Origin of the sequence: Brevundimonas sp. UBA2416 (genome assembly GCF_002343105.1) — a bacterium.
Taxonomy (GTDB): Bacteria; Pseudomonadota; Alphaproteobacteria; order Caulobacterales; family Caulobacteraceae; genus Brevundimonas.
Genome location: NZ_DDRM01000028.1, coordinates 16,763 through 28,850, shown reverse-complemented (window position 1 = coordinate 28,850; position 12,088 = coordinate 16,763). Strand labels below are relative to the sequence as shown.

At 66.5% G+C, this 12,088-nt stretch carries 11 protein-coding genes; 7 read left to right on the top strand and 4 right to left on the bottom strand.

Annotated features, from left to right (window positions below; translation table 11 throughout):
• The first annotated feature begins 266 nt into the window (after nt 1-266).
• Genes B3E43_RS09240 through B3E43_RS09210 form a run of 7 tightly spaced genes read left to right on the top strand, consistent with a single transcriptional unit; the run spans nt 267 to nt 7,983 of the window.
• Entirely contained in the window at nt 267-1,178 is a 912-nt protein-coding gene (locus B3E43_RS09240) for an SDR family oxidoreductase (RefSeq protein ID WP_292028716.1), read from the top strand.
• Nucleotides 1,178-2,215: a hypothetical protein gene (locus tag B3E43_RS09235; RefSeq protein ID WP_292028715.1), complete on the top strand. Its 1,038-nt coding sequence runs from the start codon at nt 1,178-1,180 to the stop codon at nt 2,213-2,215. Before B3E43_RS09240 ends, B3E43_RS09235 begins: the two co-directional genes overlap by 1 nt.
• Nucleotides 2,202-4,169, top strand: coding sequence for an SLBB domain-containing protein (locus B3E43_RS09230; protein ID WP_292028712.1), 1,968 nt, complete (start codon nt 2,202-2,204; stop codon nt 4,167-4,169). Before B3E43_RS09235 ends, B3E43_RS09230 begins: the two co-directional genes overlap by 14 nt.
• A complete protein-coding gene (locus B3E43_RS09225; protein ID WP_292028710.1) occupies nt 4,166-5,269 on the top strand; it encodes a hypothetical protein in 1,104 nt (367 codons plus the stop codon). Before B3E43_RS09230 ends, B3E43_RS09225 begins: the two co-directional genes overlap by 4 nt.
• Nucleotides 5,266-6,234, top strand: a complete 969-nt coding sequence (locus B3E43_RS09220) for a glycosyltransferase family 2 protein (RefSeq protein ID WP_292028707.1) — start codon at nt 5,266-5,268, stop codon at nt 6,232-6,234. The genes B3E43_RS09225 and B3E43_RS09220 overlap by 4 nt, the downstream gene beginning before the upstream one ends.
• Nucleotides 6,167-6,637 carry a GtrA family protein gene (locus B3E43_RS09215; RefSeq protein ID WP_292028704.1) on the top strand — a complete coding sequence of 157 codons (471 nt, stop codon included), beginning with the start codon at nt 6,167-6,169 and terminating at the stop codon, nt 6,635-6,637. Before B3E43_RS09220 ends, B3E43_RS09215 begins: the two co-directional genes overlap by 68 nt.
• A complete protein-coding gene (locus B3E43_RS09210) occupies nt 6,634-7,983 on the top strand; it encodes a hypothetical protein (protein WP_292028702.1) in 1,350 nt (449 codons plus the stop codon). The genes B3E43_RS09215 and B3E43_RS09210 overlap by 4 nt, the downstream gene beginning before the upstream one ends.
• Here the strand turns inward: B3E43_RS09210 and B3E43_RS09205 are convergent.
• From B3E43_RS09205 to rfbF, 4 genes are all read right to left on the bottom strand, one after another.
• Entirely contained in the window at nt 7,887-8,798 is a 912-nt protein-coding gene (locus B3E43_RS09205; protein WP_292028721.1) for an NAD-dependent epimerase/dehydratase family protein, read from the bottom strand. The genes B3E43_RS09210 and B3E43_RS09205 overlap by 97 nt on opposite strands.
• Nucleotides 8,799-8,872: 74 nt before the next feature.
• On the bottom strand, nt 8,873-10,210 hold the full coding sequence (gene rfbH / locus B3E43_RS09200; protein WP_292028701.1) for a lipopolysaccharide biosynthesis protein RfbH: 1,338 nt from the start codon (nt 10,208-10,210) through the stop codon (nt 8,873-8,875).
• Between the two features lie 15 nt (nt 10,211-10,225).
• Nucleotides 10,226-11,299 (bottom strand): CDP-glucose 4,6-dehydratase, encoded by a 1,074-nt coding sequence (gene rfbG / locus B3E43_RS09195; protein ID WP_292028699.1) that lies wholly within the window; start codon nt 11,297-11,299, stop codon nt 10,226-10,228.
• A complete protein-coding gene (gene rfbF / locus B3E43_RS09190; protein ID WP_349677575.1) occupies nt 11,296-12,063 on the bottom strand; it encodes a glucose-1-phosphate cytidylyltransferase in 768 nt (255 codons plus the stop codon). The genes rfbG and rfbF overlap by 4 nt, the downstream gene beginning before the upstream one ends.
• Nucleotides 12,064-12,088 lie beyond the last annotated feature (25 nt).

Here is a 12,088-nt window from a genome sequence, read left to right as displayed (position 1 = left end):
CGCCCTGGCCCGCGCCACCGCCGACGGCGTGCGTGAGCCGCTCAACCGTCGCGCCACCATCGGCATCAACTTCCGCTAACCCCGGAATGCCGTGGGCCGGCACTCGGCCTCAAGCAGGCCGAAGGCCGGCAGGTCAGCACTGCAGAGCCGCCGTCTCCCGAAAGAGGGGCCGGCGGCTTTGCCTTGAGCGGGGGACCGACAGTGTTCCTTGGGGTCCAGCCGTTTGCTAGACGTCTGGCGCGGCGGTCGCACCGGGGGAGGAAGTCTTGCGCAGGATCCCGATGCTTGTGACGGGCGGCGGCGGCATGCTCGGCACGGCCTTCGCCGAAGCCGCCGGGATCAGCCCCCGGTTCGTCCCGCATGCCTTGTCGCACGCCGAACTTGATGTGCGCGACGAAGCGGCGGTGATGAAGTGCGCCGATCGCGCGGCCGGCGGGTGGATCGTTCACTGCGCGGCCATGGTGGATGTGAAGGGCTGCGCGGCCGATCCCGCGACGGCCCGAGCCGTGATCGTCGACGGAACCCGGAACGTCGCGGCCCTGGCGAAGGCCTCGGGCGCCCGTCTTTTGTTCCCCCAGTCGTTCCTGATCTATGGCGGCGGCGACGGCCTGATTGATGAGACCACGCCGCCGGATCCGCTGTCGCTGTACGGTGCTCTGAAGCTGGACGCGGAGGCCGTCGTTCTCGAGACGCTCGACGACCCCTTGGTGATCCGCATGGCCGGGTTCTTCGGAGGCGGTCCAATCGACAAGAATTTCGTGGGGCGGATAATACCGGTCATGCATCGGGCGATGACGCGGGGCGACGCGGTCTTTCCGGTCGGAGATCGCGTCTGGCAGCCGACGTGGACGAAAGATCTGGCGGAGAACGCCCTTCATCTGATGCATCTGGACGCTGCCGGCGCCTATCAGATGGCGTCCCATGGCGAGGCGGCCTTTCACGAAGTAGCGGCCGAAATCGTCGCGGCGCTGGGATGGGCAGAGCGACTGCGGGTCGAGCCTGTCGCATCCGCCCTCGTGGCCCGGGAGGAGACGGGTCCCGAAAGGCGACCTGACAGGGCCGTCCTGTCGTGCGAACGTCTGCGTTGTGAGGGTCGCGACCTGCAGCGTGACTGGCGCGCGACCCTCCACGCCTATCTGACCCATCCCCATTTCGACCAGTATCGCCCCGGAGTCTGATGTCCCCTCTGCTGACGCCGCTCGCCTCCCCATTCCTTGGGGCCCGCAACCGCACGGTCATGTCCGCCATGACGCGCGGCTTCGCCGATTCCGATCACTGCGCCACGCCGGAGATCGCCGCATACTATCGGCGCCGCGCCGAGGGCGGCGTGGGGCTGATCCTGACCGAGGGGGTAGTGATCCATCCGACCGCCGACGGCTACATGGACGTCCCCCGGATCGCCACGACGAAACAGGCGGACAGCTGGCGTCCCGTGGTCGACGCGGTCCATGACGCGGGCGCGAAGATCGCCTGCCAGCTCTGGCACTGCGGCCGGATCTCGCATTCCGATTTCACCGACGGACATGCGCCCGTCAGCTCGACCACGCGCGCGGCGGAAGGGATCAACCGCCAGAACGACAAACCTTATGGTGAACCCCGCGCGCTGACGGCCGAAGAGATGCCCGAGGTCTACGGCTATTTCGTCGATGCCGCCCACCGCGCCCTTTCCGTCGGATTCGACGCCGTGGAGCTGCACCTCGGCCACGGCTATCTGGCGGACCAGTTTCTTGACGCGCGAGTCAATGACCGGACCGACCGCTATGGCGGCTCGGTCGAAAATCGGTGCCGGTTCGTCCTGGAACTGCTGGATCGAGTGTTCGCCGAGGTCGAGCCAAACCGTGTCATGGCGCGGATTTCGCCGTCCCGTTGGATGGGCGGCCTGTACGACTGGCCGGACCTTGATGAGATGCTGGATTATCTGATCCCCGAGATGTGGAACCGGGGCCTGCGGATCCTGGATATCAGCTGCGCCAACGCCGACTATTTCGCCACCTCGGGCCGGATCGTCAGGTCCGTTCGACCACGGTGGGACGGGGTTATTCTGGGAGGGGCGTCCCTCAGCCAGGAAGACGCCGAAGCAGAAGTTCGCGACGGCCGGCTGGATATGGTTACGTGGGGCCGATCGTTCCTCGCCAATCCCGACTTGACCCGCCGGATTGAAAGTGGCGCGGTCTGGCTGCCCTTCGAAAACGAGATGCGTAATGTCCTTGCCTGATCGCACCCCTGGAGGCCGGCGCGGTTCCGGGCCGGCCGCCGGTTCGCGGAAGCGGAACGGGTTTTTCGCTCACGGCCTGCTTCTGGCCTTGCTGGGAACCTTGATCGGGTTCTCGACGCCGGTCGCCGCCCAGGATCCGCTGGGCGACATGATGGGCGGAAATCCGCCTTCCCGGGACGCGCAATCTTCCCCTGACGAGGACTGGGACGCCTGGTTCAATGCGCCGGTGGAGCCGGAACCCGTCGGACCCGTGGTGATCGAGTCGGACCGGACCGCACAGCCCACCGATGACCGGCGCGCGCCTGAGGCTGACCGCGTCCGGCCCCGCCAGAGACCCCCGGCCCAGCCGGGAGAATTCGAACGTTTCGTCGCCGCCGTGTTGGGCTATCCGCTTCCCCGCTTCGGCTCGACCCTCGTAGGCGACACCCGCGCCTTCGCGCCATCGACCAATGCAACGGTTCCACCCGACTACCGGATCAACCCCGGCGATACGGTCTCCCTCGGCCTGACGGGTTCCGTCGAGGGTGCACTGCAGCTGACCGTCGACAGCAACGGCCGAATCTTCGTTCCCCGGATCGGCGCGGTCAACGTCGGCGGCGTCCGTTATGGCGATCTCGAAGGCGTTCTGCGAGGCGCCGTGGGACGCGAATTCCGCGAGTTCAACGTGTCGGTCTCGGTCGGCGAACTGCGGGGCCTGCGCGTCTATGTCACCGGCTTCGTTGCAAGCCCCGGCGCCTACACTGTGTCCAGCCTGTCGACGGTCGTGAACGCGGTTCTCGCCGCGGGTGGGCCGAACGCATCCGGCAGCTTCCGCAGTATTTCGCTCCAGCGGAACGGCCGGACGATTGCGACCCTCGACCTCTATGACCTGCTTCTGAACGGCGACAAGAGCAGCGATGTCGTCCTGCAGAATGAGGACGTCATCTTCATCGGTCCGGTGCGCGATCAGGTCGCCATCACCGGCAGCGTCAACAACCGCGGCATCTTCGAAACGGCGCCGGGTGAAAGCCTCGACGACCTTCTGCGATACGCCGGCGGGCCCAGTTCCGTGGCGGATCAGGATCGTTTGCTCGTCGCCAATGTCTCGAACATCAACCAGTCCGGCTGGCAAAGCCTCGCCTGGGCCGAAGCCCTGACGACGGCTCCCGAGGCAGGGGGGATCATCCGGGTACTTCCCGCCGTCGGCCTCACACAGCCGCTTGAGCGGCAGGCGGTTCTGGTGACGATCGAGGGTGAGGTCGAGCGGCCCGGCAACTACTATCTCCGTCCGGGCTCGACCATGGCCGATCTGATCGCCCAAGCCGGAGCCTTCACGCCGCGCGCCTATCTGTACGGCACGCGCGTCCTGCGCGATTCGATCCGGATCCAGCAGGAGGAAGGCTTCGCCCAGGCCATCGCCAGCCTCGAGCTTTCGCTGGCCGCCGCGCCGATCACCAACCGGAGAACCCGCTCCGCAGAGGACGCCCAGGAAGACCAGGGCTTCGCCCTCGCGATCATCGAACAGCTGAAGACCCGGCGTCCGGACGGCCGGATCATCCTGGATGTCGAACCCGGCGGAGAGGGCCTGCCGATGGCCCTGCTTCTCGAGAACAACGACCGCGTCCTGATCCCGCCGCGCCCCGTCACCGTCGGCGTGTTCGGTGCCGTGTTCCAGCCGGGCTCCTTCGCAGAAAGCGCCGGCGACCGGATCGGCCACTATCTCGCCAAGGCCGGAGGACCGACGCGGATCGCCGACCGGTCCGGCCTGTTTGTGGTGCGTGCGAACGGATCGGTTGTCTCGCAACAGCAACGCGGTCGCGGCAATGTTCTCGATGAATACGCCATGCCCGGGGACATCATCTTCGTGCCCGTGCAGACCCGCGGAAACAGCCTGCTGGATCGCGTGATCGAGGTCGCGACGGCCATCTACCAGGTCTCGCTCGGCGCCGTCGGCCTGAAAGTCCTGACCGAATGATACCCGCATCCTGGAAAGCCGAGGCGGTCCGAACCGCCCAAAGCCACACCCGGCGCCGCGTCCTCTACGCCGCCGTGGCCGTGGTGGCCGTGCTGCTCTGCCTCTTCCCCCGCCCCCATGTCGCGCGGGTGAAACTCCTGCCGCAGGGCAGCAACAGCGGCGCGGGCGCCCTGATCTCCGCCCTCGGCGGCGGCGGCGTCCAGAATTTCGCGGCCGTGCTCGGCGCGCAGAAGACCAACTATCTGGTCATTGGCCGCAGCCACGACGTCCAGCAGGATGTGGTGGAGCGACTTGAGCTGGTCGATCTCTGGAACAGCGCCGACAAGGCCGCGGCCGAACGCAAGCTCGGCAAGAAGGTCGATATCCAGCTTCTGACCGGCGGCGTGCTGGAAGTGACCGCACGGGACACTGACCCGGTGTTCGCCCAACGCCTCGTCGAGGGCTTCAGTGCGGCCATCCAGACCCGGCTGGCCGGGCTGGGCCAGGAGCAGGTCCGGACCAAACGCGCGATCGTGACCGCCCGGCTCGAAGAGGCCAATACCGCCCTGGAAGCCGCCGAACGCGACCTGAACGCCTTCCGTGTCCAGAACAACCTGCCCTCGCCCGAAGCCGAACTCGGCGCGGCCGTGAGCACCCGCCTCACGCTCGACGCCCAGATCCGCGGCAAGGAAGTCGAGATCGAAACGGCCCGCCGGTTCCAGACGGACAACAGCATGCGCGTCCGTACGCTGGTCAGCGAGCTCGCGGCGCTACGCCGCCAGCGGGCCGAGGCGGACCAGGCGAGCAACGGCGAGAACGCCCTCGCCCTGTCGTCGCAGACCGCCGAATATGTCCGTCTCTTCCGGGAGCAGCAGTTCGCGGAGACCATCGTCCTCGTCTATCGCCGCTTCTTCGAAGAGGTGAGCGTCGAGGCCCTGTCCGCCGAGACGACCGTCCAGATCATCGAACGGCCGCACGTCGATCCGGACCGGCAGTTCAACATGTCCGGTATCGCCCTGCTGCTGCTGGTCCTGCTGGCCGCCGCCTTCACAGAAATCTATGCGCCGATGACCGGACTGGCGCGCCGTCCCCGCCGGTCGGACCCGCAGGATCCGCGATGACCCGGGCGGCCGCTGCGCCGAAGCGGGGCATCCCCGAGGTTTCGGTGGTCATCCCCTGCTTCAACGAAGAGGAAAACGCGGCCGCCATCGCCGGGGCGGTCGCGGCCGAACTGGCGGCGCTGAACGCCGACTACGAGATCATCTTCATCGACAACGCCTCGACCGACGCGACAGTCGAGCGGATCATGGCCCTGTGCGCTGACGATCCCCGGATCAAGCTGATCGCCAACAATCGCAACTACGGCCAGATGCGGTCGCCGACCCACGGCATCTATCAGACGAGCGGGCGCGGCGTGATCGCCATGTGCGCCGACTTCCAGGATCCCCCGGCCCTGATAGGCCGCTTCGTCACCCGCTGGCGCGAGGGCGCCGCCATCGTCCTCGGTGTCCGGGCCAGCGAGAAGACATCGGTGGGTCTCGGTGTGGCGCGCAAACTCGCCTATGGCTTCCTCGGCCAGTTCGCGGACTATCAGGTCATTCCCGGCGCGACCGGGTTCGGCATCTATGACCGGCGCGTCGTCGACACCCTGGCGCAATGGAACGAACCCGAGCCCTTCTTCCGCGGCATGCTGGTCGAGAGCGGCTTTCCGATCGAGATCATCCCCTACGACCGGCCGCTTCGCGCCGCCGGGCGGTCCAAGAACAATTTCGCCACCCTGTTCAGCTTCGCCCTGTCAGGTCTGGCCAGTTCGTCACGGAACCTCCTGCGCCTGCCCTTCCATGCCGCCGCGGTGATGCTCGGTCTGGCGGGGCTGACGCTGCTCGGCCTCCTGTGGGCCACGTTCACCGGCGAGGTCGTCGGACTCTGGCTGATCGCGCTCCTGATCGAGCTTTGCGCCTTTGCCACCTTCATCTTCCTCGGCCTCATGGGTGAGCAGATCCGGCTCATCGCCGAGCGTGGCCGCAACACGCCGCTGGTGGTCGAAAAGGCGCGGGTCAATTTCCAGGATCGATCCGATCCGTAGCGCGGCCCCATCATGGCGGGACGGGCTTCGGCGCCTTGACCAGTTCTGGGCCTATGTCCGCATCGGCGCGCTGAACGCCGCGTTCGGCTACGGGGTCTACGCTCTGCTCCTGTTCGTCGGGATCAATCTGTTCGCCGCCCAGATCATCGCCCACGGGCTCGGCATGACCTTCAACTATTTCATGTTCCGCCGGCACGTCTTCCGCGACTCCCGCGCCGCCGTGATCCCCTATATCGCCGCCTATGCCGTCAACTACGCCCTGAGTCTGGCCACCCTCGCAGGGCTGAACCGCGTGCTGGAGTCCGACTATCTCGCCGGCTTCCTGTCGATCGTGTTCGTCGCCGTGGTCAATTTTGTTGTGCTGAAATTCCTCGTCTTCCTGCCAAGGTCGACCGGCAGATGAGCCCGAAGACCCCGACGACCGGCCGGCACTGGAGCTTCGGTTTCGAGGTCCTTCTCGCCCTCGTCGTCGTCGGCAGCGTCGTCTGGGCCGGATGGCGGTTGAGCCAGGACGGGCTCCTGCCGCAGCCGTTCTTCTGGGTCGTGTCCGACACCCTGATGGACTGGCACAATCCGGCGTACTGGGCGCACAATTCGGGAGCCTACGAAGTCTGGCGGTCGGTCTATCCGCCGCTGTCGTTCGTCTTCCTCAAAGTCTTCAGCACCAGCGCCTGCTACGTCAGCGACCCGTTCGCGGGCCGCGACTGCGATCGTTGGGGCCAGATGTCGCTGGTCGGATTCTACCTGCTGAACGCAGTCCTCCTGTACCGGCATTTCCGCTCCATCGATCCCCGCACGGCCCTCCTTCGCACCGTGGTGCTGGTCGTCGGCATGCCGATGCTGTTCGGTCTCGAGCGCGGCAATCTGATCATTCCCTGTTTCACCGCCTTCATCCTTGGCCACAGCCGGCTGCTGAAGTCGGCCCGCGCGCGCTGGCTGGCCCAGGCGTTCGCCATCAATTTCAAACCCTATCTGGTCCTGACCCTCATCCCCTTCCTCGTCCGCCGGCGCTGGCGCTGGTTCGAGGGGGCCGGCATCGCGACCCTTGCGGTCTATCTGGTCACGCTCGTCATCATCGGCGGCGGGACCCCTATGGAGATCGCACGGCACACGGGCGAGCTCGCGGCCCTGCAGACGGGCTCGGCCTGGTCAGACCTCTACTATGCGACCTCCTATGCGCCGCTCGTGCGCTTCATGAACTCCGACTTCCCGGTCATGGACTATGTGGGATCACGGCCGGTCGAGGCCCTCACCCTCGCCCTGCCCCTGCTGACGCTGTTCGGACAGATCGGTGTGGTGGTCGCCGTCTGCGCGGCATGGATCAAACGCGCGGCCGTGCCGATGCAATGGATGAACGGTGCCATCTGCGCCATGATCCTGAGCAGTTCCCAGCCCAGCGCCTACGCCCAGATCTTCATGCTCTTCTTCGTCTTCATGGAGCCGTGGAAGGGGCCGACCCGGATCATGATGCTGGTCTGCGCCTATGCGCTCAGCATCGTCGGCGACTATTCCCTGTTCGACATTCCCCAGCTGCCGATGGAGTCCTGGCTGAGCGGGCGCGAGGTCCTGCCGTCCGTCGGCGTGGCTCTCGGCCAGTTCGTCCGGCCCGGACTGGTCCTGCTGATCCAGTTCGGCTTCGCCGGCCTGATCCTTCAGCGGACGCTGCGTCCCGAGAGGCTGGCGATCGAGTCCGAAACAATCGCCTCCAGCCCGATGGGCGTCAGCCCGAGCTCGCCGACCGCAGCCTGATAGTCGGCCCCGTCGCCGGCGTACCGGCTGACCGGCGCCCCGGGATCCCGCTGCCGGACGATACGCGCCGGATCCACTCCCAGCTGGGCGCACACCATGGCGGCCAGATCACCGATCTCGACGACCTCGACGCCGCCGCTGTCGAACGGCTTCGAGGCCCCGGCCCATGCGGACCGCGCCCGGCCGACCAGCACCGCCATCAACTCCTCGACATGGACGTACGACCGCAGGACAGCCCCCCGGGCCCGGATCGAGATGTCGCCGCCGGCCAATGCCGCCCGGATCAGGGACGACAGCGCATAGAGCTCCAGCTTGTTGCCGTACGGCCCGCCGACGTTGAAAACCCGGCATATCGTTAGCGGCGCGCTATTCTCTTCGCACCAGTCGGCGAGCGCGGCCTCCTGCAGGCCCTTCATATGGCCATAGGGCTCGTCCGCCAGCGCCGGAGGCCGACCGTTGGGGCCATACACCGCGCCCGAAGATGCAAAGATCAGTCGCGGCCGGTCGGCGCCCGCGATCAGGCGCAGCGCCACGTTGTGCAACGCCTCGCTCTGCGCCACATAGTCCGTGACCGGAAGATCGGCCGTCCGATCCTTGCCGAGTGCGGCGAAATGGGCCACCACCCAGTCGCCGCCCGCCAGCGGCGCGGCGCCGGCCAGCGCCTCCAGCCCCACCGTCGTCCCGTCCTCGAGCGACATTCGGCCCGGCCTGGACGCGAAGGCTCTCAGCCGACCGTTGTCCGGTGTCAGGCCCGCCCGTGTCGCCATCTCGACCATGGCCGTCCCCAGCCATCCCGTGGCGCCCGTAACCGCCAGCCGGGCCGACGGGCCGAGGGCGCGCCCGAACGCCGTCTGGACGTCTCGGCGATGTGCGGGAAGGCGGTCCAGGGTCAGACCCGCGCCGGCCGGTCGCGCAGGAACTGCCGGATCATGTCGCAGGCATAGGTCAGGTGACCCTCCGTCAGGCCGGGATACAGGCCGATCCAGAAGGTCGACGTCATCACCTTGTCCGACCGCGTCAGGTCCCCGGAAACCCGCCAGTTGCGGGTCTTCATATAGGGCTGGCGGATCAGGTTACCCCCGAACAGCAGGCGCGTGGCCACCTTCTTCTCATTGAGGAACTGGACCAGATCGTCGCGCAGCCCCTCCTCGTCGCTGCGCAGGGTCAAGGGAAAGCCGAACCACGACGGCTCCGACCGCGGCGTCGCCTCGGGCAGGATCAGTTGATCCTCGAGGTCCGCGAGACCGGATTTCAGGAATTCGAAATTAACATTCCGTGCACGGATGAAATCCGGCAACCGGTCGAACTGCGCCAGGCCGACCGCCGCCTGCATGTCCGTGATCTTCAGATTATAGCCGAGGTTGGAGTAGGTGTATTTGTGGTCATAGCCACGCGGCAGGTCGCCCAGCTTCCATTTGAACCGCTTTTTGCAGGTGTTGTCCTCGCCGGGCGCGCAGTAGCAGTCGCGGCCCCAGTCGCGGACCGACTCGATCAGCCGCTTCAGGTCGCCGCGATCCGTCCAGACCGCGCCGCCTTCCCCCATCGTGATGTGGTGTGCGGGATAGAAGCTGACGGTGCCGATGTCCCCGAAGGTGCCGACCAGCTGGCCGTCGTAGCGGGCGCCCAGGGCGTCGCAACTGTCCTCAATCACATACAGGTCATGCTTCTTCGCCACCCGCATGACCTCGCCGAGGTCGAACGGATTGCCGAGGGTGTGGGCCAGGATGATGGCCCGCGTCTTGTCCGTAACGGCGGCCTCGATACCGGCCGGATCGATGTTGTATGTGGGCAGGTCGACATCAACGAACACCGGCACCAGCCCATTCTGGATGGACGGATTGACCGTCGTCGGAAAGCCGGTGGCGCAGGTGATGACCTCGTCGCCGGGCTTCAGCGCCCGGTCCCCCAGCATTGGCGAACACAAGGCCGTCGTCGCGGCGAGGTTGGCCGAGGAGCCGGAATTGACCGTGAGGGCGAACCGGACGCCGACATACTCCGCGAGCCTGGCCTCGAATGCGGTGTTGAACCGGCCGGTCGTCAGCCACAGGTCGAGCGAGGAATCGATCAGGTTCTTCAGCTCGGGAGCGCCGACCACCTTGCCCGACACCGGCACTGCGGAGTCTCCGGCCACAAAGGGCCCGGGCGCATAGGCCAGCTCGGCATACTGGCCGGCCAGCTCCATCATCTGCGCACGGAGCGCCGCCAGTTGATCAGTCTTACTGAGCATTCGAAAACCTTGCCATCAGGCGGAAACATAGTCGGAGAGTTGTTGTTCTGACATGGCCCGCATGTCGTTGCCGGCCCTGTGGGCGCGATACCAGTCCGCCGTCTTCGCCAGCGTGGTAGGCAGGGACCAGCGTGGCCGCCAACCCAGATCCGTCCGCGCCTTCGTGTGATCCAGCGTCAGCAGCGTCGCTTCATGCACTGCATTGAGGTCGCACTGGACCTCAAGGCTGGCATCCTCGCCCCAGGCCGCGGCCAGCCCGGCGGCGATCTCGCCGACCGCGACATTGCCCTCGGCGTCGGGACCGAAATTCCATGCCGGCGGGCTCACGGCCTGCGTCCGGCAGATGTGTTCCACGGCCAGCAGATAACCGCAGCAGGGTTCGAGGACGTGCTGCCACGGCCTGACCGCGTCCGGATTGCGCAGGATGGCGGGACGCCCCTCAGCGAACGCCTGCATCAGATCGGGCACGAGCCGGTCCGGCGACCAGTCGCCGCCGCCCACGACATTGCCGGCCCGGGCCGAGGCCACGGCGGGCACTCCGGCCGCCGAAAAATACGACCACCAATAGGACTGGGTGACCAGTTCGGCGCAGGCCTTGGAGTTGCTGTAGGGATCGCGCCCGCCGAGACGATCCGTCTCGCGGTAGGGCGTCATCTGCTCGAGGTTCTCGTAGCATTTGTCGGTGGTGACGATCAGCGCGGCCTGCACGTCGGGGGCGCGCCGGACCAGATCCAGCACATGGGCCGTGCCCATGACATTGGTGGAATAGGTCTCCAGCGGGTCCTGGTAGGAGCGCCGCACCAGCGGCTGGGCCGCCAGATGAAGGACGATATCCGGTTCGAAATCCCGGAACGCCTGCTCAAGCGCCGGCAGATCGCGAATATCGCCGATGATGGAACGGCAGGCCTCGCCGATCCTCGCCGCTTCGAAAAGGCTGGGCTCGGTCGACGGGGTCAGACTGTAGCCGCACACTTCGGCGCCCAGCGACCGCAGCCACAGGGTCAGCCACCCGCCCTTGAAGCCCGTGTGTCCGGTCAGGAAGACGCGGCGGCCGCGCCAGAAAGCCTCGTCCGGCAGGGAGTCGGTCACCAGGATTTCCAAGGGGCGCCGGCGGCCCACATCTCTTCGAGATGGTCCTTGTCCCGAAGCGTATCCATCGGCTGCCAGAAGCCGTCGTGCCGAAACGCCATCAGCTCGCCTTCCGCCGCGAGCGTCTCAAGCGGCCCCTTCTCGAAGATGGTGTCGTCCCCCTCGATCAGGTCCAGCACCGAGGAGTTCAGAACGAAATACCCGCCGTTGATATAGCCCGCCTCATTGTGCGGCTTTTCGACGAACCGGGTGACGGCGTCGCCCTCCATGTCCAGCGCGCCGAACCGCGCCAGCGGCGTCGTGGCCGTGACCGTCGCCTTCTTTCCATGACGTTCGTGGAAGGCGATCAGATGGCCGATATCAACGTCGGACACGCCGTCGCCATAGGTCATGCAGAAGAACGGATCATCGCGGACATAGCTGGCGATCCGACCGACCCGCCCCCCGGTCAGGGTGTCCTGCCCGGTGTCCACGAGGGTGACCCGCCACGGCTCCACATTGCTCTGGTGGATGGTGACGGCCCCGCTTTCGAGGTCCACGGTCAGGTCGGCGTTCTGGTAGGAGTAGTTGAGGAAATACTCCTTGATCTTGTGACCCAGGTAGCCGCAGCAGATCACGAAGTCATTCACCCCGTAGTGGCTGTAGCTCTTCATGATGTGCCACAGGATCGGCCGGCCGCCGATCTCGACCATCGGTTTGGGTCGAACCGCCGATTCCTCGGCGATCCGGGTTCCCTTGCCGCCGGCCAGGATCACGGCCTTTATGGTGTTCGGCTTCAAGGCGTGTCCT